Source organism: Allobosea sp., from assembly GCF_017308075.1.
Classification (GTDB): Bacteria; Pseudomonadota; Alphaproteobacteria; order Rhizobiales; family Beijerinckiaceae; genus Allobosea.
In genome coordinates this window covers 66,907-90,616 of sequence record NZ_JAFKFX010000037.1, presented here as the reverse complement: position 1 = coordinate 90,616, position 23,710 = coordinate 66,907, and the positions used below count along the sequence as shown (strand labels likewise).

The 23,710-nt window shown below is 67.3% G+C and carries 22 protein-coding genes and 1 pseudogene; 10 read left to right on the top strand and 13 right to left on the bottom strand.

Annotated elements, in window-relative coordinates; translation table 11 throughout:
- Positions 1-37 precede the first annotated feature (37 nt).
- From J0J10_RS19260 to J0J10_RS19250, 3 genes are read right to left on the bottom strand one after another with little or no spacing between them, the layout of a single operon-like run.
- On the bottom strand, positions 38-733 hold the full coding sequence (locus J0J10_RS19260) for an aspartate/glutamate racemase family protein (RefSeq protein ID WP_291648309.1): 696 nt from the start codon (positions 731-733) through the stop codon (positions 38-40).
- 49 nt (positions 734-782) lie between these two features.
- Positions 783-1,862, bottom strand: coding sequence for a TRAP transporter substrate-binding protein (locus tag J0J10_RS19255; protein WP_291648306.1), 1,080 nt, complete (start codon positions 1,860-1,862; stop codon positions 783-785).
- Positions 1,846-2,253, bottom strand: coding sequence for a RidA family protein (locus J0J10_RS19250; RefSeq protein ID WP_291648305.1), 408 nt, complete (start codon positions 2,251-2,253; stop codon positions 1,846-1,848). Before J0J10_RS19250 ends, J0J10_RS19255 begins: the two co-directional genes overlap by 17 nt.
- 77 nt (positions 2,254-2,330) lie before the next feature.
- Between J0J10_RS19250 and J0J10_RS19245 the strand changes: the two genes are divergently transcribed.
- The gene (locus tag J0J10_RS19245; RefSeq protein WP_291648304.1) at positions 2,331-2,804 is read left to right on the top strand and encodes a MarR family winged helix-turn-helix transcriptional regulator; all 474 of its coding nucleotides are present in this window, start codon (positions 2,331-2,333) and stop codon (positions 2,802-2,804) included.
- Positions 2,805-2,873: 69 nt separating this feature from the next.
- Here the strand turns inward: J0J10_RS19245 and J0J10_RS19240 are convergent, their stop codons facing one another.
- From J0J10_RS19240 to J0J10_RS19230, 3 genes are read right to left on the bottom strand one after another with little or no spacing between them, the layout of a single operon-like run.
- On the bottom strand, positions 2,874-3,089 hold the full coding sequence (locus J0J10_RS19240; RefSeq protein WP_291648302.1) for a tautomerase family protein: 216 nt from the start codon (positions 3,087-3,089) through the stop codon (positions 2,874-2,876).
- A gap of 4 nt (positions 3,090-3,093) precedes the next feature.
- Positions 3,094-3,474, bottom strand: a complete 381-nt coding sequence (locus J0J10_RS19235) for a nuclear transport factor 2 family protein (protein WP_291648300.1) — start codon at positions 3,472-3,474, stop codon at positions 3,094-3,096.
- Positions 3,471-4,097, bottom strand: a complete 627-nt coding sequence (locus tag J0J10_RS19230) for a glutathione S-transferase C-terminal domain-containing protein (protein WP_291648298.1) — start codon at positions 4,095-4,097, stop codon at positions 3,471-3,473. Before J0J10_RS19230 ends, J0J10_RS19235 begins: the two co-directional genes overlap by 4 nt.
- A gap of 128 nt (positions 4,098-4,225) precedes the next feature.
- Between J0J10_RS19230 and J0J10_RS19225 the strand changes: the two genes are divergently transcribed.
- From J0J10_RS19225 to J0J10_RS19215, 3 genes and pseudogenes are all read left to right on the top strand, one after another.
- Complete coding sequence (locus tag J0J10_RS19225; protein WP_291648296.1) at positions 4,226-4,591, top strand: winged helix-turn-helix transcriptional regulator; 366 nt, start codon at positions 4,226-4,228, stop codon at positions 4,589-4,591.
- Positions 4,592-4,822: 231 nt separating this feature from the next.
- Positions 4,823-4,953 (top strand): annotated as a pseudogene (locus J0J10_RS19220) (IS5/IS1182 family transposase); the annotation flags it as partial.
- 307 nt (positions 4,954-5,260) lie between these two features.
- Positions 5,261-9,265, top strand: a complete 4,005-nt coding sequence (locus tag J0J10_RS19215; RefSeq protein WP_291648295.1) for a Pls/PosA family non-ribosomal peptide synthetase — start codon at positions 5,261-5,263, stop codon at positions 9,263-9,265.
- Between the two features lie 12 nt (positions 9,266-9,277).
- Here J0J10_RS19215 and J0J10_RS19210 read toward each other — a convergent pair whose 3' ends face one another.
- Together J0J10_RS19210 and J0J10_RS19205 are read right to left on the bottom strand one after the other, a co-directional pair.
- On the bottom strand, positions 9,278-9,883 hold the full coding sequence (locus J0J10_RS19210) for a TetR/AcrR family transcriptional regulator (RefSeq protein ID WP_291648293.1): 606 nt from the start codon (positions 9,881-9,883) through the stop codon (positions 9,278-9,280).
- A complete protein-coding gene (locus J0J10_RS19205; RefSeq protein WP_291648292.1) occupies positions 9,880-10,350 on the bottom strand; it encodes a MaoC/PaaZ C-terminal domain-containing protein in 471 nt (156 codons plus the stop codon). Before J0J10_RS19205 ends, J0J10_RS19210 begins: the two co-directional genes overlap by 4 nt.
- 147 nt (positions 10,351-10,497) lie before the next feature.
- Here J0J10_RS19205 and J0J10_RS19200 point away from each other — a divergent pair, with 147 nt between their 5' ends.
- Positions 10,498-12,096 (top strand): acyl-CoA carboxylase subunit beta, encoded by a 1,599-nt coding sequence (locus J0J10_RS19200; protein ID WP_291648290.1) that lies wholly within the window; start codon positions 10,498-10,500, stop codon positions 12,094-12,096.
- Positions 12,097-12,101: 5 nt separating this feature from the next.
- Positions 12,102-14,093 carry an ATP-binding protein gene (locus J0J10_RS19195; protein ID WP_291648288.1) on the top strand — a complete coding sequence of 664 codons (1,992 nt, stop codon included), beginning with the start codon at positions 12,102-12,104 and terminating at the stop codon, positions 14,091-14,093.
- A 28-nt stretch (positions 14,094-14,121) separates the two neighbouring features.
- Here J0J10_RS19195 and J0J10_RS19190 read toward each other — a convergent pair whose 3' ends face one another.
- The 5 genes from J0J10_RS19190 to J0J10_RS19170 all read right to left on the bottom strand — a co-directional run bounded on the left by J0J10_RS19190 (position 14,122) and on the right by J0J10_RS19170 (position 19,536).
- Positions 14,122-15,834, bottom strand: coding sequence for an ankyrin repeat domain-containing protein (locus J0J10_RS19190; protein ID WP_291648286.1), 1,713 nt, complete (start codon positions 15,832-15,834; stop codon positions 14,122-14,124).
- Positions 15,835-16,118: 284 nt separating this feature from the next.
- Entirely contained in the window at positions 16,119-17,309 is a 1,191-nt protein-coding gene (locus J0J10_RS19185; protein WP_291648284.1) for an extracellular solute-binding protein, read from the bottom strand.
- A gap of 49 nt (positions 17,310-17,358) precedes the next feature.
- Positions 17,359-18,387 (bottom strand): N-acetylglucosamine-6-phosphate deacetylase, encoded by a 1,029-nt coding sequence (locus J0J10_RS19180; protein WP_291648282.1) that lies wholly within the window; start codon positions 18,385-18,387, stop codon positions 17,359-17,361.
- A 7-nt stretch (positions 18,388-18,394) separates the two neighbouring features.
- On the bottom strand, positions 18,395-19,174 hold the full coding sequence (locus tag J0J10_RS19175) for a glucosamine-6-phosphate deaminase (protein WP_291648280.1): 780 nt from the start codon (positions 19,172-19,174) through the stop codon (positions 18,395-18,397).
- Between the two features lie 206 nt (positions 19,175-19,380).
- Positions 19,381-19,536: a hypothetical protein gene (locus J0J10_RS19170; protein WP_291648278.1), complete on the bottom strand. Its 156-nt coding sequence runs from the start codon at positions 19,534-19,536 to the stop codon at positions 19,381-19,383.
- Positions 19,537-19,841: 305 nt separating this feature from the next.
- Here J0J10_RS19170 and J0J10_RS19165 point away from each other — a divergent pair, with 305 nt between their 5' ends.
- The 4 genes from J0J10_RS19165 (at position 19,842) to J0J10_RS19150 (ending at position 23,607) form a co-directional block, all read left to right on the top strand.
- Positions 19,842-20,567: a FadR/GntR family transcriptional regulator gene (locus J0J10_RS19165; RefSeq protein WP_291641699.1), complete on the top strand. Its 726-nt coding sequence runs from the start codon at positions 19,842-19,844 to the stop codon at positions 20,565-20,567.
- A 10-nt stretch (positions 20,568-20,577) separates the two neighbouring features.
- The gene (locus tag J0J10_RS19160) at positions 20,578-21,546 is read left to right on the top strand and encodes a tripartite tricarboxylate transporter substrate binding protein (RefSeq protein ID WP_291648276.1); all 969 of its coding nucleotides are present in this window, start codon (positions 20,578-20,580) and stop codon (positions 21,544-21,546) included.
- A gap of 74 nt (positions 21,547-21,620) precedes the next feature.
- On the top strand, positions 21,621-22,094 hold the full coding sequence (locus tag J0J10_RS19155; protein ID WP_291648274.1) for a tripartite tricarboxylate transporter TctB family protein: 474 nt from the start codon (positions 21,621-21,623) through the stop codon (positions 22,092-22,094).
- A gap of 4 nt (positions 22,095-22,098) precedes the next feature.
- Entirely contained in the window at positions 22,099-23,607 is a 1,509-nt protein-coding gene (locus tag J0J10_RS19150; protein ID WP_291641693.1) for a tripartite tricarboxylate transporter permease, read from the top strand.
- Positions 23,608-23,710: the final 103 nt, after the last annotated feature.

Below are 23,710 nucleotides of genomic sequence, written 5' to 3'. Positions count from 1 at the left end.
CGGGCGCAGCGCCGGGGAAGCGCAGCTCGTCCGCGGCTCAGCCGGAGAAGGCGAAATCCAGGCCTGCGGCGACGTGGAGCTGCGTCGTGTCGAAGACCGGCAGAGCGAAGTCGCCCTGCGAGAGCAGCAGCGTCAGCTCAGTGCAGCCGAGGATGACGCTGTCGATCGCCTGAGGCCGCATGCGCTCGACTTCGTGCAGGCAGGTCGCGCGCGATTGTGGGCGTATGATGCCGCAGCAAAGCTCCTCGAAGATGATGTCGCTGATCGCGAGGCGCCCCCGCGCGTCGGGGATCGCCGGAGACAGCAGGCCGCCTTGCGCAAGGCGCTGACGATAAAAGCCCTGTTCCATGGTGTAGCGGGTGGCGAGCAGGGCCGGCCGCCGGCAGCCTGCGGCCTCGATGGCGCGTGCGGTGACGTCGACGACATGGATGAGCGGGATGCCGATCGCCGCCTCGATCTGCGGAGCGAGGCTGTGCATGGTGTTGGCGCAGATCATGACGCCGGCCGCGCCCGCCCGCTCGAGGCCGCGGGCGGCGGCGGTCATCAGCTCCGCCAGTTCGGCCGTGGCACCGGCCGCCTGAAGGCGGGCGATCGCGGCGAAGTCGAAGGAATGCAGCAGGAGCGGGGCGGAGTGGAGCCCGCCGAGCCTGGCCCGCGCGCCCTCGTTGAGCAGGCGGTAATACACCGCCGTGCTCTCCCAGCTCATGCCGCCGAGCAGGCCGAGCGGTTTCACGATCCGACGGCGTCCTGCGGGGCGTCGCCGTCGCGGAAATGGAGTCCGCTCATCGCTTCTGCGTATGCGCGAAGACGTCGTAGTTCAGCTCGGCGATGCGGAACCATTGCTGGATCTCGTCGCGGAAGCGCGTCCACGGCTCGTAGATCCGCCGGAACTCGGCATTGCGCGCCGCTTCCTCGCGATAATAGGCGTCTGCCGCCTTGAACGCAGCTTCCATCACGTCGCGGGGGAAGGAGCGGAGCTGTACGCCAGCACCGACCAGCCGGCGCAGGGCGGCCATGTTCTGGGTGTCGTATTGGGCGAGCATCAGCATGGTCGACTCGGCGCTCGCCGTCTCGATCGCCGCCTTGAACTCTTCGGGCAGGGCGGCCCAGGCCTTGTCGTTGATGTAGAGGCTGATCTGCGGGCCGCAGTCCCACCAGCCCGGCGAGTAATAGTAGCGCGCGACCTTCTGGAAGCCGAGGCGCTCGTCATCGGCCGGGCCGACCCATTCGACCGCGTCGATCGTGCCGCGCTCCAGGGCCGAATAGATGTCGCCGGCGGCGATGGTCTGCGGCACGACGCCCATGCGCGACAGAATCTCGCCGCCGATGCCGGGGATGCGCATCTTCAGGCCGGAGAGATCGGCGACGCTGCTGATCTCCTTGCGGAACCAGCCGCCCATCTGGCAACCGGTATTGCCGAGCGGGAACTGAACCACGCCGAAGCGGGCGAAGAGGGGCCGCAGCAACTCGAGGCCGCCGCCCTGCATCATCCAGGCGATGTGCTGGCGCGAATTGAGGCCGAAGGGCAGGCCGGTATCGAAGGCGAGCGCCTTGTCCTTGCCGGTATAGTAGAAGGTCGCGCTGTGGCCGCATTCGATGGTCCCGGCGCCGACCGCATCGAGCACCTGGAGCCCGCCGACGATCTCGCCGGCCGCGAAGACCTGGATCTTGAAGCGTCCCTTGGTCAGCTGATCGACCCGGCGCGCCAGGTTCTCGGCGGCATTGAACAGGATCGGCAGGGATTTCGGGAAGCTCGAGGCCAGGCGCCAGCGCAGCTCGCCGGATTGCTGCGCTGCCGCCGGTGCTGCGATCGTCGTGGCCGCGGCTGCTCCGGCCAGTATCCGCCTACGCGTGAACGCCATTTTCTCCTCCTCCGAGAATTGCGTCGGCTTCGATCTCGATCAGGATGTCCGGGTGGATGAAGGTGATCCCGGCCAGAAAGGACGTGACGGGCTGGATCTGCCCGAAGAACTCGCCGTGGATCTTTCCGACCTTCTCCCAGTCTTCGGCATGGCGCAGGAAGATGCGGGTGCGGACGGTGTTCTCGAGCCCGTTCATGCCGCAGGCCGTCAGCGCTTCGGCGATCTTGCGCAGGCTCTCCCTGGTCTGGACCTCGACATCGCCCGCCCCGACCACGCCGTCCGGGCCGAGGGCGGTGGTACCGGCGACGACGGCATGGTTGCCGACGCGGACGGCGCGACAATAGCCAATCCGCTTTTCATAAGGGCCGTCGCTGGCTACCTGCTGTCTCACAACCGTCCCGCCCTCTTATGTTCCGTTCGGAACATAAGAGGGCGGGCGCCGATCCCTGTCAATCGGATTCAGCGCGCATGCGAGATTCAGCGAAGGCCATGCTCACCGGCAACGCGATCACTACCGGCTACCGGATCAGCTTCCTGGCCAATTATCTGATGGGCGTGATCTATGCCCGGGTGCAGGCCGATCTCGGCTTCAACCGGGCCGAGGCGGCGATCCTGTTCTGCCTGGCGCATATGACGCCGCTGAGCGGGATCGAGATCGCCGAGATGACCGGGAGGCCGCGCAACAGCATCAGCCCGGCGGTCGGCAAGCTGGTACGGCTCGGCCTGATCGCGAAGGAACCGGCCGAGCAGAACCGCAAAATCGAGCTGCTCTCGCTGACGGAGGAGGGGCGCGCAATGAGCGAGAAGGTCGTCGCCTATTTCGTCGCGCGCGAGCGCCCGATGCTCGAGCCTCTGGCCTCCACGGCCGAGCGCGAATTGCTGGACGGGCTTCTCGCCCGGCTGATCTTCCGCGAGGACAACTGGCTCGACACCACGGTTTAGCGCGCGGCTTCCCTCGCCTTGCACCTTCGCTCCGACTGGAGCGAAGGGAATACCTGATGAGACTGGAGTCTAGGTGGCGCCGCTCGCGAGTTGACGGCGATATTCATCGACAGGCAGGCCGCCGACTCCCCAATCTTCAAAAGCGACCTCGTCGATCACGACGAAGGTGGTCGCCGGCTTTTTGTCGAGGATCGTAACGAGAAGATCCGTGACGCCTTTGATGAGCATCGCCTTCTGTTCCGCTGTCGCACCCTCGCGTGTGATCTTGATGTTGACGTAGGGCATCGCGTTACTCCGGCTTGCGCTCGATGATCTGGAATATCTTGGCCATGATGCGCCACTGCCCATCGACCTTCACCAGCGTCAGGAAATCGACGAAATCACGCGCGCCTATGGTACAGCGCACACGGGCAAAGGCTGTGTTATCGCCAGCGAAATCGATGGCGTCGATGACGTCGTGGCGTTCATCGCCGCGACTGGCCGGAGACTTTCTGGCCGCGATGACCTGCATGTATTCGGGCATCGTGCGATACAGCAGCGGGGTTTCGTCAGCCGTCGCGTATATTGCTTTCGGATGAAAGACCTGCTCGAGCTTCGCGGCGTCGCAATAATATAGCCCGTCGAAATACGCCTCGAGGACCGCGGTGACGGCTTGAAATGGCGCGCTCATGCGGCGGCCTTCTCGATCAGCCCTTCGTCGGCCATCGCCTTGCGGACCGCCGGCCGTGACGCCATGCTGGAGACGTATCGTTCGACCTGAGGCCAGCGGCTGAGATCCAGTCCGACAAATCTCGCCCAGTTCAGAACAACGAACAGATATGCATCGGCAACACTGTAGGTCTCTCCGAGGACAAAGCTTCGTCCGTCGGCAAGCATGCTTGCGACATCGCCGATCCGCCGGGCAAGCACTGCTTCGGCAGCCTCCTTTTCCGTTTGTGAGAGCGGGCGCTCGCCGAAATAGGGCGAAAACGCTTTGTGAAGTTCCGAGGAGACGAAGTTGAGGGCTTCATGCAAGCGTGCACGATCGAGCGTGCCGGCCGCGGGTTGCTGCGCTTCATCGCCATGGCGGTCGGCAATATATTGCAGGATCGCTGGATTTTCGGTGATGACCGTGCCGTCCTGAAGGACGAGCGCCGGCACATAGCCTCGCGGGTTGATCGATCGATAGTCAGCACCGGCTGCCGTCAGACCGGTCTTGGTGTCGACCTGCGTGGCTTCGAAAGGGACATTGAGTTCGGTGAGAACGATACGCGCGGCAAGTGAGCACGCGCCGGGCTTGAAATACAGGTGCATCAGCTACTCCATGTCGTCTGCTGGTTGACCGTCGACGATCTCAAGCTATGAATTTCGGTTACCAATGACAACTAAGTTTCTATTGGAAACTTCCGTTTCACGTTTCCGCGGAGTAACCTGGTTTCGACATGCCGATTAAGGTCAGAAAAAATCGAAGCGAGGCGCCGCCGCCGCCGTGCGCGCTCACCGAATGCATGGCGATCATAGAGGGCGCCTGGGCCCCAAATGTCATCTGGCAGTTGCGAGGCGGACCTCGCCGCTTCAGCGAGTTACGTATGGATATTCCGCCGATTTCCGCAAAGGTCCTCTCCCAGAGGCTTCGGGAGTTGGAGCAACGCGGCGTCATCTCCCGGCATGTTCTGGCGACGACGCCACCGACTGTCGAGTATCGCCTGACGCCTCTTGGAAGCGAACTTCTTCCGGCGTTGAATGCCATCGTCGAGGTGGGGCATAAACTCAAACTGGCTGGTTTTCACGCCGTTCAACGTTCCTGATCGTGGTCTGCCGCTCGATGCCTTGCCGGTCGATGCGTTGAAAAGCCTCCGTTGCTGCGCGGGCATGCACAGTTTTGACTTGCTGGTTCCTGCGGATGCTTTTGGGGGAAGGTGTCAGAAACAACATTGTCGCGACTGCGATGATGCCCCTGCTGCGCCCGGGGATGGGCTTCCCAAAATGGCCGGCGTCGCCGGCCCGGTGTGACTCACGGTTTCCGAAAGGAAGGGGGCATCAACCGGGGTCGCTTCTGGTTGACGGATGCGCAATTCGCGCGGATCGCGCCGCCTCTGGCGACGGATATGCGGGGCGGGCCGCATGTCGTGACCGCCGGGTCATCACCGGCATCATGAATGGTCTGGAGTTCGACAGAGGCTGTATCGACGCATCGTCCGATCAGGACGCGCGCAAATCGCTCTGCGATGGCTTTCGGAAGCTGCGCTGCTTTGTGACTTGTCCGGAATGAGGCTTAGGCCGGACCGGAAATTACTCTCGCGCAGCGCCGGCGTTGCTTTCGGACAATGGTGCCGTCCGCTTCGCTTTTCCGTGCGGCGATAACGCAATTTACACAAGGTCACCCCTATCAACGGCGGTGATGTGGGGGGCATCGCAGCGCCGTCTTGCCTCCGCCGGAGCGGTCAGACGCGTCCGCAAAGAGGGGGTAGGGTTCGATGGAGATGTCCGTAAGCGGTGACCGTGCCGGTGTTCTGCATGGTGTCGTCGATCCCTCGCTGCTGCGGGATGAGCTGCTCTCCGAGATCTTCGAGGCTTCGGTCGTACGCACGCCCGAACGCACCGCGATCGTCTTCGAGGACCGGCGCATCAGCTATGCCGAGCTCAATGCGCAGGCCGACCGGGTCGCCCGGGCGCTGCGCAGGCAGGGGGTCAAGCCGGGCGAGTTCGTCGGGCTGTGGATGTCGCGCTCGCTCGACCTGCATGTCGGCCTGCTCGGCATCCTGAAGAGCGGCGCCGCCTATATCCCCTTCGACGTCGACGCGCCGGCGGAGCGCATCGGCGAATGCCTGAGCGATTGCGCGGCCAAGGTCATCGTCATCGACGCCGTGACCGCCGCAAAGCTCGACCGCGAGCTGCCGGCGACGGCGCGCGACTGCCTGGAACTCGTCGCCGAAGGCGGGGAGGGCGCACCGCTCGACCTGCGGGCCGATGGCGTCACGCCCGAAACCCCGGCCTATGCGATCTACACCTCGGGCTCGACCGGCAAGCCCAAGGGCATCGTCATCGAGCACCGCAACATCTGCCACTATCTGCGCTCGTCCAACGCAATCTACGGGATGACGCAGGACGATGTCTCCTTCCAGGGCGCCTCGGTCGCCTTCGATCTGTCGCTGGAGGAGATATTCGTCCCCTACCTCGTCAGCGCGACGCTCTGGGTCGCCTCTCAGAAGGTGCTCGGCGAAGTCGAACGCCTGCCGGAGCTGATGAATGCGGCCGGGATCAGCGTGCTCGACACCGTACCGACCCTGCTCGCCATGCTGCCGCAGGACGTGCCGAGCCTGCGCATCATCATCCTCGGGGGCGAGGCCTGCCCGCCCTCGGTGAAGCAGCGTTGGTGCCGTCCCGGCCGGAAGATCTTCAATTCCTACGGCCCGACCGAGGCGACGGTCGTCGCGACGGTGGACGAGGTCACGCCCGAGGAGGTGGTGACCATCGGCGTGCCGATCCCGAACTACACTTGCTATGTCGTCGACGAGCAGATGCGACTGGTCGGCCCCGGCGTCGAGGGCGAACTGCTGATCGGCGGGCCGGGCGTCGCGCGCGGCTATCTCGGCCGCCCGGACCTGACCGCCGAGAAGTTCATTGCGAATCCCTTCCACCCGATGGCCGGCGATCCGGTGCTCTACCGCTCGGGCGATGCGGTCAGCGTCGCCGAGAACGGCAAGATCCTGTTCCATGGCCGCATCGACGATCAGGTCAAGCTGCGCGGCTTCCGGCTCGAGCTCGGCGAGATCGAGGCGCGGCTCTCCGACCTGCCGGGTATCGCGCAGGCGACGGTGGTGCTGCGCCGCGATGACGGCATCGACCGGCTCGTCGCCTTCGTGGTGCCGGCGGCCGGTGCCGCGCTCGACCGCGCCCAGATCCGCAGCGCACTGAAGCAGACATTGCCGCCCTATATGGTACCCTCGCATTTCGAGGAGATGGCCGAGCTGCCGCGCCTGACCTCGGGCAAGGCCGACCGCAAGGCGCTGAAGGCGGCGCCGCTCAGCGCCCCGGCCGAGACCGAGGAGCAGGAGGAGCCGCAGACCGAGACCGAGGCGGCGCTCCTGGCGGCGGCCAAACCGCTCTTTCCCGGCCAGAATGTCGGCTTCGATGCGGATTTCTTCGCTGATCTCGGCGGCCATTCGCTGCTCGCCGCGACCTTCCTGGCGGCGGTGCGCGGCAATCCGGATCTGCCGGCGATCACGCTGGAGGACATTTACAGCCTGCGTACCTTAAGGGCGATCGCAGCCCGGCTCGACGAGCGCGAGCAGGCCGCGGGCGGGCGCAAGCGGCGCGATCTCAGCTTCACGCCGCCGCCGCTGCTGCGCCGGGTGCTCTGCGGGCTGGCGCAGCTCGCCTGCATGCCCTTGCTGCTGCTGGCGCTGACCGGGCCCTGGCTCACCATCTTCGTGACCTATGAGCTGATCACCGTCGACGAGAAGGTCGAATTCCGCGAAGTCCTGATGCTGATGGGCGTCTACATGCTGGTGACGCTGGCGATCCTGATCGCCGGCATAATCGGCAAACGGCTGGTGCTGTGGCGGACGACGCCGGGGCGCTATCCGCTCTGGGGCGTGTATTTCTTCCGCTGGTGGCTCGCCCGGCAGCTCACCTCCTTCATCCATCTCAACCGGATGCAGGGCACGCCGCTCGGGCCCTTCGTGCTGCGCCTGCTCGGCGCGAAGGTCGGCAAGCGCGTCTTCTTCAGCGGCTTCGAGGCCGGCGCGGTCGATCTCGTCGAGATCGGCGACGACGTCACCCTCGGCGGCAAGCTCAGCATCGCCAATGCCGAGGTGATCGGCAACGAGTTGGTGATCGGCAGGGTGACGATCGGCCAGGACGCCTATATCGGCACCTCCTGCGCACTCGGCCACGACACGGTCGTCGGCGAGGGGGCCGAGCTTTCCGACCTGACGGCGCTGTCCCCCGGTATGCGGGTCGGCGCCTTCGAGCACTGGGACGGCTCGCCCGGCCACAAGATTGGGACCGTCGACCCGGCGAACTGGCCACAGCACGCCCCGGCGCCCTCCGCGCCGGTCCAGGCCCTGCAGACGCTCTATTACGCGCTGCTGGTCCTGGCGATGCCGGCGCTCAGCCTGCTGCCGATCTTCCCGGCCTTCTACCTTTTTGACCGCTACGACAGGGTCCTCCAGCAGATGGTCGGCGTCGACTATCACTGGTACCTGCCGGTGCTGACCTGGCCGACGGCGATGCTGATGATGCTCGGCACAGTGCTGCTGGTGACGGCGATCCGCTGGGTCGTGCTGCCGAGCGCGCCGGCTGGCACGAAGTCGATCCATTCCGGCTTTGCGGTGCGCAAATGGACGGTCGGGCTCGCCTCGGACGTGATGCTCGACAGCCTGAGCTCGCTGTTCTCGACCATCTATATGCGGGTCTGGTACCGGCTGATGGGTGCGAAGATCGGCAAGGACACCGAGATCGCCACCAATTTCGCCGGGCGCTACGACACGATTTCGATCGGCGACCAGTGCTTCGTCGCCGACGAGGTGGTGCTCGGCGACGAGGATGTGCGCCGCGGCTGGATGACCTCCGGTCAGGTCAGCACCGGTTCGCGCGTCTTCATCGGCAATGATTCCGTGCTGCCGCCCGGCGCCTCGATCCCAGACGGCGCGCTGATCGGCATCAAGTCGAAGCCGCCTGCCGACAGGCCGATGCAGCCGAACGAGACGCGTTTCGGCAGCCCGCCGATCCTGCTGCCGGCCCGCCAGCGCTTTGATGATGCCGATGTCGCCAAGACCTTCCGGCCGCCGGCCTGGCGGCGCGTGCTGCGGGCGGTGTTCGAACTGTTCAGCGTCTCGATGCCGACGATGATGTTCATCACGCTCGGCACCTTCGCCGCCGAATACGTGCTGTTCCCGGCACTGGAGAAGTCGCAGAGCTGGGCCGAGTTCGCGCCGGTCTTCATTGCGACCTGCGTCGCCTGCTCGATCATCCTGGCGAGCGTGGTGCTGGCGGTGAAATGGCTGCTGATGGGGGTCTACCGCCCCGGCAATCACGGGCTCTGGTCGTGGTGGGCGCTGCGCACCGAGGCGATGACGACCTTCTATTGGGGCACTGCGGGGGCGCTGCTGCTCAATGCGCTGCGCGGCACGCCGATGCTGCCCTGGGCGATGCGCCTGTTCGGCGCCAAGGTCGGCAAGGGCGTCTTCCTCGACAGCACCGACATCACCGAGTTCGACTGCGTCGAGATCGGCGACCATGCGGCGATCAACGCGACCTCCAATCTCCAGACCCATCTCTTCGAGGACCGGGTGATGAAGGTCGGCCGGATCGAGATCGGCCAGGGCACGGCGATCTCGGCGCTGACCACGGTGCTCTACGACACCCGCATCGGCGACTATGCGAGGCTGGGCAACCTCACCATCGTGATGAAGGGCGAGGCGATCCCGGCGCATACGCAATGGGCGGGAGCGCCGGCGCAGCCAGCGGCGGCTTAGGACGGTGGCGGGTCAGCGCAGGATGCTGGCGGCGAAGTCGCGGGCGATCTCGTCGATGCTCATGCGTTCGGGCCGGTACCATTCACCGGCCCAGTTGACCGCGCCGAGCAAGAGGAGACGCACCGCATCCTGCGAGACGCCCGGGGCGAGGAGTCCGGCTGCCGCGGCTTCCGTCACCAGTCCGCGCCAGATCTCCTCATAGCGTCGGCGCTCGACGCGGCAGTCCTCCTGGACCGCGGCCGGCAGGAAGGCGAAGGCACGGATGCTGGCCGAGGTGTAGGCGCTGTGCTCGAGCGAGGAGAGCAGGTGCGCCTTGATCGCCGCCTGCATCCTTTCGCGCGGCGATGCCGATGACCCGAGTGCCGCGAGCGCGCCCGTCACCGCCTCATGGACGACGCGCACGCCCTCGTTGACGACGGCACTGACGATCGCTTCCTTCGACGGGTAGTGGTGATAGATGCTGCCGGCCTTGATCCCGACGCGGGCGGCGATCTCCCGCGTCGTCGTGGCGTCATAGCCCTGGCGGAGCAAAGCCGCGGCGGCGTCGAGGATCTGGCGGCGCGCGCCGCCTTCCGGGCGCTGGCCGCTCGCCGGATTGCCGGACGGGTCCTGTTTCACGGAATTTCGCCCCAGGCAGTGCCGGCGATCCGCCGGCGTCGCATCAGCAGCCGCGCGGAGCCCTGCTGGACAACCGTGCCAGCCTGGTTCTCCAGCGCGATGGCAAGCCCGATCAGGCCGTGATCAGGGTGCTTGACTGCTCGCATCTCGGTCACCTCGATGATGGCGCGGATGGTGTCGCCGGCGCGGACGGGAGCGCGAAAATCCCAGTTCACGCCGAGCAGCGCGATCACCGTTCCGTCGATCAGGTCTAGCCGTGAGGCCAGTCCGAAGGCAATGCCGATGCCCATCGGGCCATGGGAAACCGGGGTCTTGAACTCGGTCTTCGCGGCGAAATCCGCATCGGTGTGGACGGGGTTGTAGTCGCCGGTGAGGCCGGCGAAGGCGCCGATATCAGCCTCGGTGATCGTCCGGCCCGGCGTGACGAAACGCTGGCCGAGCGAAAACTCGTCATAGACGCGACCCATTGAAATCCTCCCGGTCTGCGGCAGGGCGCCCGCTGCGCAACCGCGCGGAAGGGCCTTGCCTATAGCGGCTCCCTATCGGTAGTTAGGTATCAATGCCGCGGCGCGCGGGCAAGGCGCTGGCCGGCAGATTGCGGGAGGCTTGGGCGAATGCCGGTGATCGAGAGCAGGCTGCGCGGCGGGGCCGAGCAGGACGAGCGGCGGGCCGCTTATGCAGGGCTGGTCGAGACCTTGCGCGAGCGGCATGGACGGGTGCTGGCCGGCGGCGGCGAGAAGCTGCAGGCGCGCCATCGCGAGCGCGGCAAGATCCCGGTGCGCGAGCGCATCGACCTGCTCGTCGATCCTTTCTCGCCCTTCCTGGAATTGTCGCCGCTCGCGGCCTGGGAGCTCTATGGCAACGAGGTGCCGGCCGCCGGCATCGTCACCGGTATCGGCATGGTCTGTGGCACCCCCTGCATGATCATCGCCAATGACGCGACGGTGAAGGGCGGCTCCTTCTTCCACGAGACGGTGAAGAAGCATTTGCGGGCGCAGGAGATCGCCTTCGAGAACCGTCTGCCCTGCCTCTATCTCGTCGATTGCGGCGGCGCCTTCCTGCCCGAGCAGGACCGGGTCTTTCCCGACCGCGACCATTTCGGCGGCAGCTTCCTGCAGCAATGCCGGATGTCGGCTTCCGGCCTGCCGCAGATCTCGGCGGTGTTCGGTGGTTGCACGGCGGGCGGCGCCTATATCCCGGCGCTCTCCGACGAGGTGGTGATGGTGCGCGGCACCGGCCGCATCCATCTCGGCGGTCCGCCGATCGTCAAGGCGGCGATCAACGAGATCGTCGATGGCGAGACGCTGGGCGGGGCCGAGATGCATACGCTGGTCTCCGGCGTCAGCGACTATCTCGCCGAGAGCGAGTTCGAGGCGATCGCCAAGCTGCGCGACATCGTCGGCGCGCTGAACTGGCCGTCGGCGCCGCGCCCGCAGGTGCGCCTGACGAGCCCGCCGCTCTACGATCCCGCCGAGATCGAGGGCATCGTCGGGACCGATCTGAAGCAGCCCTTCGACGTGCGCGAGGTGATCGCCCGCATGGTTGATGGCAGCGTCTTCGAGGCCTTCAAGCCGGATTATGGCGCGACCCTGGTCACCGGCTTCGCTCATATCCACGGCCAGCCCGTCGGCATCCTCGCCAATAACGGCGTGCTGTTCTCCGAAAGTGCGCTGAAGGGCGCGCATTTCATCGAGCTCTGCGACCAGCGCCGGATTCCGCTGCTCTTCCTGCAGAACATCACCGGCTTCATGGTCGGGACCGAGGCCGAGCGTGGCGGCATCGCCAAGCACTCGGCGAAGCTCGTCTACGCCGTCTCGAACGCCCGCGTGCCGCGCTACACCGTGATCATCGGCGGCTCCTATGGCGCCGGCAATTACGGCATGTGCGGGCGCGGCTTCCAGCCGCGCTTCCTCTTCGCCTGGCCCAATGCGAGGATCGCGACGATGTCGCCGGAGGTCGCGGCGACGGTGGTGACCGAGCTGCGGCGCTCCAGCCTGACGCGCGGCGCCGCCGACGAAAGCGAGATCGACAGGGTCGACCGGGCGACGCGGGCGCAGTTCGAGGAGCAGAGCACGCCCTATTACGCCACCGCCCGGCTCTGGGACGACGGCATCATCGAGCCGGCCCAGACCCGCGACGTGATCGGGCTCTGCCTCGCGCTCGCCGCGCGCGAGGTCGAACTGCCCGGGCATCGCCCCGTCTACCGGATGTGACCCAGATGATCGGCTCTCTTCTCGTCGCCAATCGCGGCGAAATCGCCGTGCGGATCATGCGCACCTGCCGGCGCCTCGGCATCCGCACCGTTGCGGTCTTCTCCGATGCGGATCGCGATGCGCTCCATGTCGCATGCGCCGACGAGGCGGTGCGCATCGGCCCGGCTGCGGCGCGCGACAGCTATCTGCGCGCCGAGGCGATCATGGAAGCGGCAGCGCGCAGCGGCGCCGAGGCGATCCATCCCGGCTATGGCTTCCTCTCCGAGAAGCCGGATCTGCCGCTGCTCTGCCGGGAGGAAGGACGCATCTTCGTCGGGCCATCCGCCGAGTGCATCACCGCGATGGGCCCGAAGATCGGCTCGAAGCTGATCGCCGAGCGGGCCGGCGTGCCGAGCGTGCCGGGCTATGCCGGCGAGGACCAGTCGAACGCCGCGCTCGCCGAGGCGGCGGCGCGGATCGGCTATCCCGTGATGATCAAGGCCTCGGCCGGCGGCGGCGGCAAGGGCATGCGCCGGGTGTTCTCCGAGGCGGAGCTCATGCCGGCGCTCGACATGGCCCGCGCCGAGGCGCAGGCCGCCTTCGGCGATCCAGCGCTGCTGATCGAGAAGCTGGTGCTGCGCCCGCGCCATCTCGAAGTGCAGGTCGCGGGCGACAAGCATGGCAATGTCGTGCACCTGTTCGAGCGCGACTGCTCGGTCCAGCGCAACAACCAGAAGGTGCTGGAGGAGGCGCCGGCGCCGAACCTCGCCCCGGTGATCCGGGCCAAGCTGCTGGAGCGCGGCGTCGCGCTCGCCCGGACCATCGGCTACGACAATCTCGGCACCGTCGAATTCATTCTGGAGGACGGCTTCGACGAGCCCTGGTTCCTGGAGATGAACACCCGTCTCCAGGTCGAGCACCCGGTGACCGAGGCGATCACCGGCTATGATCTCGTCGAATGGCAGATCCGGATCGCGGCTGGCGAGCGCCTGCCGGCGCTGCAGCACGAAATCCGTGAGAGCGGTCATGCGATCGAGGCCCGGATCACCGCCGAACGGGCCGATCAGGGCTTTCGTCCCGATGCCGGCCGGATCGAGGGGTATCGCGAGCCCGGCGCGATCCGCATCGACAGCGGCGTACGCACCGGCTCCGAGGTGACGCTGTTCTACGATTCGCTGCTCGCCAAGGCGATCGCCGCCGGGAGCGACCGGGCCGAGGCCTGCGCCCGGCTGGCGGCAGGCCTGCGCGATTTCGCCATTCTCGGCCCGGCGACGACGCTGCCCTTCCTGGCCGATGCCGTCGAGCACAAGCTCTTCGCCGAGGGCCGGGCGACGACACGCTTCATCGAGGAAGCCTTCCCGGAGGGCTGGGTGGCCCGGCGGCCGCACTACCGTCTGGCGCGCGCCGCCGCCGCCCTGCTCTGGCTCGCGCGGCAGGAAGCGGCGCGGCCGGGCGGCGATGCCTGGGCCGGGCTGTCCGGCTTCCGCATCCTGGCGCCGGCGGGCGGCCTCGCCACCAGCCATCTCGTCGTGAGCGAGGAAGGCAAGGCGACGCGGCTGGAGGTTCGGGCCCTGCCGGACGGCGGGCGCGCGGTCCGCGATGGGGACGGAGAGATTGAACTCGTGCTGCGCAGCGGCGACGAGTGCTTCGAGGTTACCTGCGAGGGCAGGTTGTTGCGCGGCAGCCATGCCGTCGCGGATGGAGGCGTCAGGCTGATGCTCGACGGCGAGAGCTTCGATTTCAGCCTCGCGAGCGCGACGCGGATCGCAGCCGGTGCCAATGGCACCGCGTCAGGATCGGGCGCCGTCAACGCCTCGATGCCGGGCGTGGTCGCCGAGGTCCGGATCGCCGCAGGCGAGCGCGTCGATGCCGGGCAGGTCGTCGTCGTGCTCGAATCGATGAAGCTGTTCACCTCGCTGACCGCCGAGATCGCCGGGGTCGTCTCGGATGTCGCCTGCCGGACCGGCGAGACGGTCTCTGCCGGCAAGCGGCTGGTGCTGATCGAGCCGGCGGGCTGAGCGGCGCGCCGGCCCGGCCCTCGCAGGCTCAGTTGCTCGCCGGAGCCGCAAGCAGCGCGGCGGTGTCGAGCAGGCCGCGGCGGCGCGCCGCCTCGGCCGGCGTCAGCCCGGCGGCATTGCGCGCCTGCCGGTCCGCACCTGCCGCCAGCAGGAGTTCGACGAGGTCGGCGGCGCCGGCGTCGTCATCGGGCAGGCAGAACAGTGGCGGATCGCCGGAGCGCGTTGGAGCGTTGGCGAGCCCGGGGGCTTCGGCGAACAGCGCCTCCAGCCGCTCGCCCTCGCCGGCGCGGCAGAGCGCACCGATGTCGCGGCTGCGGGCGGCGAGCAGCGCCTGTGCGGCGCTCGCGCCCTGGTGATGGGCCCAGCCGAGCGGCGTCGCGCCGAAGCGGCGCTCCACAGGATCGATCTTGGCGCCGGCCGCGAGCAGCAAGGCGATGATCTCGACTGCATCGGCGCCGGCCGCCTCGTGCAAGGCGCGCACGCCGTCGCGGCTTTCGGCATCGGGAGACAGGCCGAGGCCGAGCGCCAGGGCGGCGATTTCGGGACGGCCCTGGCGGATGGCGACCCGGAGCGGGCCCGGATCGAGCCGGAACGCCGGATGCGCTTGCAGCAGCCGGACCGCCTCGGCCGCGTCGCTGCGGGCGATGGCGGCGGTAAAGGCCTCGCGCTCGCCGAGTTCGACCGGGGCGGCGCCGTGATCGAGCAGAAGCGTGACGAGGTCGTCGCGGCCGTCGAGCAGTGCCTGCCTGACCAGGCTGTGCTTCGTGTGGGCATCGACCGCGTCGGCATGCGCGCCATGGGCGAGGAGCCAGGCGGCGCGCCGGGGCTGGCGCGGCACGGCATTGCCGAGCAGGTAGTCGAGTGGCGGCGCCGGCAATTCGCGGATCGGTTCGTGCCAGCGGGCCTGCTGACCGCGCTTCGTCGTTTCGTCCCAGAAGAGTTCGAGCCAGAGCGTCGCGTCGGCGCCGAGCGAATTATTGTAGAGCGCCTGCCCGTCGAGCGGATCGGCTCCGTGGGCGATCAGCAGCGGCACTAGCTCCTCTGCCTGCGGATGGGCTGGCTGGCCGTTCTCGCCGCCGCCGACGGCGCCGGTCAGGGCGGTGAAATGGTTGCTGCCATCACTCCAGAAGCCGTTGGCGTCTGCGCCATGGGCGAGCAGAAGCTCGGCGATCCCCAGCGCATTCGTTGCCGCCGCGTGGTCCGGAAGGCGGGTGAAGGCGAGGCGGAGCAGCGGCGTCCAGCCGTCGAACGCGCTCGGGCGGGTCGCGAGCGCGGGGTCGCTGGCCAGGAAGGCGCCGATGGTGGCGAGGTCATGGGCGGCGACGGCGGTGTGGATGCTGTCTCGGGCGATTTCGGGGTGGCGTTCGAGCAGGTGCAGGGCAAGCGCGCCGCGGGCAGGGCGGTCGGCCTCATAACCTCCCCATTGCTGCGTGCCGGGCCGGACGCCGTAGCGCAGCGCCGATTTCTCCAGGAAGAGCGCGACGATCGCCGCCTTGCCGCGTGCCGCGAGCTCACGGGCCGCGAGTTCCTGCTTCAGGGCCGTCCAGCCGACGAAGCCGTATTCGCGGGCGATGGCATGCTGGACCTCGCGCAGCTTCGGCAGGCGGGTCTGGTTCTGGGCGTGCCAGCGGGCGAGGGCTGCGCCGTCGCCGGCCTCGATCTCCTTCAGCCAGCGTTTGGCCTGGCGGCGGATGGTTTCGAGGTTCGAACGGGGCGTGAGCTCGCGGACGGGCACGGACATGGTTCTTCCTTCCGGAAAAAGCCTGATGTCCGCTTCACAGGCCGGAAGAAAGCGATGGTGAGATGCGCTCTAGCCGATTTGGGTGGGAGCAGGCTCCCTTGCCGCGGACAGGTGGCGCCCCATGCGCTCTGCGGCGACGAGAAACGCATGGCAGCGGGGAAGTCAATGCGATGCCTTGCTCCACCGTCATGCTCGCCCTTGTGGCGAGCATCCACGTCTTGAACACTGCCTCGATCAAGGAAGGCGTGGATGGTCGGCACAAGGCCGACCATGACGACAGGGTCTCACTTTGCCCGCTTCGCCCCGACGAGCTCGTCCCATTTGCGGAAGGCGACGACCATCTTGTCGGGCTTCAGCGGCAGCTCGATCGGGTTGTTGGCGATCAGGTCGGCATATTCCGGCCGGCCGAACTCGGCGATGACCTTCTGGCTCGCCTCCGGCGCCAGCGAGAGCGGCACGTTCCTCACCGCAGGACCCGGATAGAGATAGCCCTCGTCATAGGAATAGGCCTGCATCTTCGGCGTCAGCACATGGGCCATGATGTCGAGCACGACGGCGAGGCGATCGTTCGGGATGCCCTTGGGAACGCACATGAAGAAGGCGTCCGAGACCCAGTGGAAGCCCTTCAGCGTCTGGATCTTCGCTTCTTTCGGCACGATGCCGAGAGCACGCGGGTTGATGTCCCAGCCGGTGGTCGAGATGATGATGTCGCGCGAGCCGTCGCCGAACTCCTTCATCGTCGCGCCGGTGCCGGCCGGGTAGTACTCGATGTACTGGCCGAGCTCCTGGAGATAGGCCCATGTCTTTTCCCAGCCATTGACCGGGTCCTGCGGGTCCTTGTCGCCGAGGATATAGGGCAGGCCCATCATGAAGGTGCGGCCCGGGCCGGAATTGGTCGGGCGGGCATACATGAACTTGTTCGGGTTGGCCTTGGCCCAGGCGAGCAGCTCCTCGGCCGTGGTCGGCACGTTCTTGACCCTGTCCGGCATGTATTCGAGCAGCGGGCCGGACGGATAGTAGTTGACGACGACGCCGAAGCCGTCGCCCTGCGCCTTGTGCAGGTTGAGCGCCGCCGGCTCGTAATTGGCCTCGATATTCGGGAACTTGTCGGAGAAATCGGGCAGGATCTTCTGCCAGAGCTTCTGCTCGAGGCCGGCGGCGAGGCCGTCGCTGCCCGTCAGGATCAGGTCGAGATCGACCCGCCCGGCATCCTGCTGCGCCTTGAGCTTGCTGGCGAGCTCGGGGGCGGGGGCCTTCACGAAGGCGATGCGCGAGACCAGCTTGGGGTTGGCGGCGCGGTAATCCTCGAACGCCTTCTGCATCAAAGCGAGCGCGCCGCCGACATCCATGATGCTGATCACGACCGGGCTGGTCGGCAGCGGCGGCGAGGCCGCGAAGGCCGGGCCGCCAGCGGCGACCGCAGCTAGACCGCCGAGCACGGTGCGGCGGCTGATGGCATTGAAATCCTCGGTCATCGCGTTCCCCTGTTATTGCTATGGCGTCTTGCTAAGGCGTCGCGGCGGCTCAAGGCCGGCGTTCGTAACGGCGCTCGGCATCGCCGATGCGGATCCGCTCTACGAAGAGGCCATCCGACCATTCAACCGCGCCTTCGGCAAGGGTGATGCCATGCGCGTCGAGCGCTGGCCGGATTGCGGCGAGCGGATGGCGCGAGGCCATGGCGAGTGCGTCATCGGCGGTGGCGATGCCCCAGGCGACGAGATTGCGCACCGCCTGGTCGAGGCAGAGCGCCGAGCCGGCGAGCAGGCCTTCGCCTTGGCGGACCGAGCCGTCGGCGGTGAGGTCGACCGCCATGCCGGCGAAGTGATAGCGGCCGACGGGCGCGGCGGCGGCGACCACCGCATCGGTGACCAGGATCGAACGTTCGAAGCCCTTGGCCCGGATCAGCGCCTTCAAGGCCTTGGGATGGAGATGGATGCCGTCGGCGATGAAGCCGGCCATCAGCCGGTCCTCGGCGAGCTGGGCGAAAACCGGGTTGGCGAGCTTGTGCAGGCTCTGCGGCAGGCCGTTGCCGAGATGGGTGGAGAGGCTGAGTCCGGCATCGGCAGCCGCAGCGACCACCTCGAAATCCGCCGCGGAATGGCCGATGGCGACGATCTTGCCGGCCTCAGCCAGCGCCTTCGTCAAAGCGAGGGCACCTTCGCGCTCGGGGGCCAGAGTCACCATCAGGATCGGGCGGGTCAGGTCGCGCTCGAGCCCGCTGACGAGGTCGAGCCTGGCCGCGGTCATGGCCGCAGGCGGATGGCAGCCATGATAGCCCGGCGCGGGGTTCAGGAACGGGCCTTCGAGATGATAGCCCGGGCACATCAGCGGCCCGAGCCGGCTCTGCGACACCGCGGCGTCGAGCGCCCGGAAGCGTTCCTGCAATTCGTGCGGATGGGCGGTGATCAGCGTCGGCAGGCAGAAGGCGACGCCGGTCTTGAGCATTGCCTCCAGCGCACGGTCGAGATCGGCCGCGGTGATCGCGGGATCGTTGAAATCGACCCCGCCGAAGCCGTTGACCTGGAGGTCGACGAGACCGGGCGAGACGGGCATCGTCGTCTCAGCCCTGCTTCAGCAGCGAGGCGGCCGCCGGGTCGATGAACATCACGGTATTGGCGTGCCGGCGCAGGATCGAGGCCGGGTACTGCGGCGAGATTTCGCCTTCGAGCGCGTGCTGGACCGCCTTGGCCTTGCGGGTGTCCGAGACCGACAGGATGATCAGTTCGCTCTTCAGGATCTGGTGCACGCTCATCGAGATCGCACGCTCCGGCACGGCTTTGAGGCTCTCGAACCAGCCTTCTCCGAATTGCTGGTTGCGACAGGCTTCGTCGAGCGTGACGACGATATAGGGGTCTTTCGTCTCGAAATCGGCCGGCGGATCGTTGAAGGCGAGATGGCAGTTCTCGCCGATGCCGGCGAAGCAGAGATCGATGCGCCGACCGGCGATCAGGGCGTTGAGGCGGCCCGTTTCGGCCTGCGCGTCGCCCTCGCCATTGACCGGCACGAAGGTCACCTTGCCGCCGAGCGGGGTGACGAAGCGCTCCTGCAGATAGCGCCGAAAGCTCGCCGGGTGCGATACGGGCAGGCCGACATATTCGTCGAGATGGAAGGCGGTGACCTTCGACCAGTCGATGCCTTCGGCGGCGACGAGGTTCTGCAGCATCTCGAACTGGCTGGCGCCGGTGGCGACGATGATATTCGCTTCGCCATGACGGGCGATGGCGGCGCGGATCGTCTCGGCACCGAGTGCCGCAGCCTGCCGGCCGAGCTCCTGCTTGTCGGGGGTGATGCGGATATCGATCATGCTGCTCCTGCCCGGCACGACTATGGCGGTCGCCATCTGGGATACTACCATCCCAGCTGTCAGCCTAGCATGGGCGCGGGGCTATGCACCTGTCGCGAAGGCATGGCGCCGCAGCTTTTTGCGGGGCTTGCGCGCACAGGTTCGCAGCCAGCCAACGCGGTCTTTGACCACATCTGCGGCGACCCGATCCAGATCGGCCCGCGGCATGGATGGGCGGAGCGTGCACTCGCGCATAATAGCGGTCAGACTGCCGCTGAACCCCCTTCAAGACGTGCAAGGACCTCATCCAACGTCAGGCGATACCACTTGTTGTCGTGCACGAGATGGAATGTATCGCCCTTGCCATCGATCCAGGGCTGATACGGCAACGTGCCCTCGGAGAGGCTGATCGTCGACATCGGCTAACCTGGCTCAGCGCTCGGTGATCTTGAACTCGACGCGGCGCCTGCCGCTGGCGATGGATGGCAAGCTCTAGCACAGCCGTGCCGGAAGGCATCGGCGGCCGGCGTGGCTGGTTCGTTCCCGCCGCCATGACGGGGGCCTTCCAAGCCCGCCAGCCCGCCAGAGCGTGGTCCGCTCCGTGATGTTCCGCGCAGGCTCCGTCAAAGATCGGATGTTAAACATCGGATGAATGATTGCAGGTGGTCCCGCGCTGTGCGAAAGAGCTGACACGAAGCCAACAAGGCGAAGTCAGGGAGGCGGAATGCGGCGTGGCGTGAAGCCCGGCAAGATCGGTGCGATCGTCGCCCATCTCGGCGCGGCGATCGTGCGTGGCGAGGTCGCTCCCGGCGCGGCGCTGCCGCCCGAGCACGAGCTCGAGGCGCGTTACCAGGCTGGGCGTGGCGTGGTGCGCGAAGCCGTGAAGATCCTGGCCGCCAAGGGGCTGGTCAGCGTACGCCCGCGCCATGGCACCCATGTCCGCCCCGCCCATGACTGGTCGATGCTCGACCGCGACGTGCTCGGCTGGCTGCGCGGCGGCGACGGCCTCGGCGACGAGATCCTGCTGGCCCTCGACGAGACCCGCGCCATCATCGAGCCGGCCGCCGCGGCGCTGGCGGCCGAGCGGGCGACGGCGGAGGACTGCGCCCGGATCGAGGCTGCTCTCGCCGCGATGGAGCGCGGGCAGGACGATCCGGCCGCCGCGATCGCTGCCGACAAGGCGTTCCACCTCGCCATCATCGACGCCACGCACAATCCGATCCTGCGCAGCTTCCGCGGCGTGATCGACACCATTCTGAGCGCGCTCTTCGACATCACGGTCGGCGTCTTTGCCGGCAATCTCGCAAATCATGCGGCCGTGGCGCAGGCGATTTCCGCCCGCGACCCCGCGAGGGCGCGCCGGGCGATGGAAGAATTGCTCGGCTACACCCAGCAGCACCTCCTCTCCGGCAGCCTGAAGCCGGCGCGAACCGAGAACGACAAACCCTAGGGAGAACGAGATGAAACTGAAGAGCCTGATGATGGCGGCCGCCCTCGCGGCCACGAGCTTCTCGGCGAGCGCGGCCTGGCCCGAGCGCCCGATCACGCTGGTCGTGCCCTGGGCCGCCGGCGGCGGTACCGACGCGGTGGCACGCATGGTCGCTGCCGGACTCGAGAAGGAGCTCGGCAAGCCGGTCAACGTCGTCAACCGCACCGGCGGCGGCGGTGTCGTCGGCCATACAGAAATGGTCAACGCCAAGCCGGACGGCTACACGATCGGCCTCGCCACGGCGGAGGTCACGACCTTCTACTGGTCGAACACCGCCCCCTTCACCTATGAGAAGCTGACGCCGATCGCGCTGGTGAACTTCGATTCCGCCGCCTTCAACGTCGCGGCGAACTCGCCCTGGGGCGATCTGCGCGCCGCGCTCGACGACATCAAGAAGCAGCCGGTCGGCAAGTACAAGCTCTCCGGCATGGCTGCCGGCGCCGCCTATCACCTCGCCTTCGCGGGCCTGCTCCAGCTCGAGGGCATCGACCCCAAGGCCGTCGTGGTGGTGCCGAGCCAGGGCGCGGCCCCGGGCTTCCAGGAGCTGGCCTCGGGCGGCGTGCAGATCGTCCCGTCCTCGCTGCCGGAAGGCAAGCCGATGTTCGATGCCGGCCGGGTCAAGTCGCTCGCCGTGATGTCGAAGGAGAAGATCGGCGCCTTCCCGGCCGTTCCGACCGTCAAGGACGCGATCGGCAAGGACTACGAGGGCGGCACCTGGCGTGGCCTCGCGGCGCCGGCCGGGGTTCCGGCCGAGATCACCGCCAAGCTGGTCGAGGCGGCCGACAAGGTCGCGAATTCCGAGGAATACAAGAAGTTCCTCGCCGAGCGCGGCTTCGGCCATGCTTATGCCAAGGGCCCGGCCTTCGGCGAGTTCCTCGCCACGCAGCACAAGAACAATGGCGAGATCATGGGCGCGCTCGGCCTGCGCCTGCGCCAGTAGCAGCGAGACTCGCTCGCCTTATTCCTTGCGGAGCGCCGTCCCGGCGCTCCGCTCGCTCATCCGGGCAAATGCGCATGAAGTTCAATGATCTCGTCGCCGGGCTGATCTTCCTGGTGGTTGCCGGCCTCTTCGCTGCCGGCTCCTGGAACCTGCCCAATCCGTCGCAGCAGCCGCTCGGCCCTTCCGCCTTTCCGCTGATCCTCGCCGGCTTCCTGGTGCTCTGCGCCACGCTGCTCGCCTGGCAGGGCGCCCGCGCGCCCGAGCGTGGGCCGGCGCTGGCGCTGGCCGACTGGGCGCGGAGCCCCGTTGCGCTCGTCAGGCTCCTGCTCGTGCCCGGCGCGGTGCTGTTCTACGTGTTTGCCTCGGAAGCGCTCGGCTTCCTGATCGCCGGGTCGGTGATCCTGGCCGTACTCTTCCTCGCCGGCGGCGTCCGGCCAAAGCTCGCCGTGCCGCTCGCGCTCGCCGCCGCGCTGGTGATGCATTCGATCTTCTATCTCGGCCTCGGGGTGCAATTGCCCTGGGGGCTGCTCGAACCCGTGCGCTGGTGAGACCATGCTCGACGCTTATGTGACCGCGCTGGGGATGGTGCTCGATCCCTATGTGCTCTTCGTCATCACCGCCTCCGCGATCTACGGCCTGGTCGTCGGCTGCATTCCCGGCCTGTCGGCGACGATGGCGACGGCGCTGCTGGTACCGCTGACCTTCTTCATGCCGCCGGTGCCGGCGATCGCCGCGATCGTCACCACCTCGACCATGGCGATCTTCTCCGGCGACATTCCAGGCTGCCTGCTGCGCATTCCCGGCACGCCGGCCTCGGCGGCCTATGTCGAGGATTCCTACAAGATGACCCAGCGCGGCGAGCCGGAGCTCGCGCTCGGCATTGGCCTCTGGTTCTCGGTGCTGGGCGGACTCTTCGGCACGGCAGTGATGATGGCGGCCGCCCCGGCGATCGCCGATTTCGCGCTGGGCTTCGGCTCGGTGGAATTCTTCTGGATCGTCATGCTCGGGCTCGGCGGCGCCGTGTTCATCGGTTCCTCGACGCCGCTCAAGGCCTGCATCGCGCTGCTGCTCGGGCTGATGATCGCCATGGTCGGGATGAACAATCCGGCCGGCCAGCCGCGCTTCACCTTCGATTCCACCGAGATGCTCGGCGGCGTCTCGCTGATCCCGATGATGGTCGGCATGTTCGCCTGCTCGGAGGTGATGCGCCACATGATCGCCGATGGCAGCGCGCCGCAGATCAAGATCAAGAAGATCGGGCCGATCTTCGCCAATATGTGGCGGCTGACCAAGCAGTATCCGGTGCAGCTCCTGCGCGGCAGCGCGCTCGGCACGGTGGTCGGCATCCAGCCGGGCAGCGGCGCCGACATGGCGGCCTGGATGTCCTATGCGATGAGCAAGCGCTTCTCGAAGGAGCCGGAGAAGTTCGGAACGGGCCATCCGGAAGGGCTGATCGAGGCCGGTGCCTCGAACAATTCCTCGCTCGCCGGCGCCTGGATCCCGGCGCTGGTCTTCGGGATTCCCGGCGATTCGATCACGGCCATCGCCATCGGCGTGCTGATGATGAAGAACATGGCGCCGGGGCCGACGATCTTCGTCAGCAACCCGCAGAACGTCTATGCGCTCTTCCTCGTCTTCGTCATCGCCAATCTGATGATGCTCCCGCTCGGCTGGGCGATCATCAAGGTCGCCTCGAAGGTGCTGACGGTGCCGCGCAAGGTCCTGATGCCGATCATCCTGGTCTTCGCCATCCTCGGCTCCTACGCGATCAACAACTCGCTGTTCGATGTCGGACTGATGCTGGCCTTCGGCGTGCTCGCCTTCGTGATGGAGGAGAACGGTTTTCCGGTCGCGCCGGTGATCCTCGGCGTGGTGCTCGGGCCGCTGCTGGAGGAGTATTTCATCAACTCGATGATCAAGTCCGATGGCAGCCTGCTCGGCCTCGTCGACCGGCCGATCGCCGCGGTGCTGGCGACGGTCACGATCGGCATCGTCGCCTGGACGATTCTCGCCTCGGTACGGGGAGGGCGGCGCCGCGAGGTCACGGCGCAGGACCTGTAGGGACATATCGCCCCTGCTCGCGCTGCCCGGCGTCGCGCAGCGCAAGAGGACGGCACCGGATTTGTAGCGCCCGCAGGCCCAGCCTGCGGGCGCTTTTTTCCGG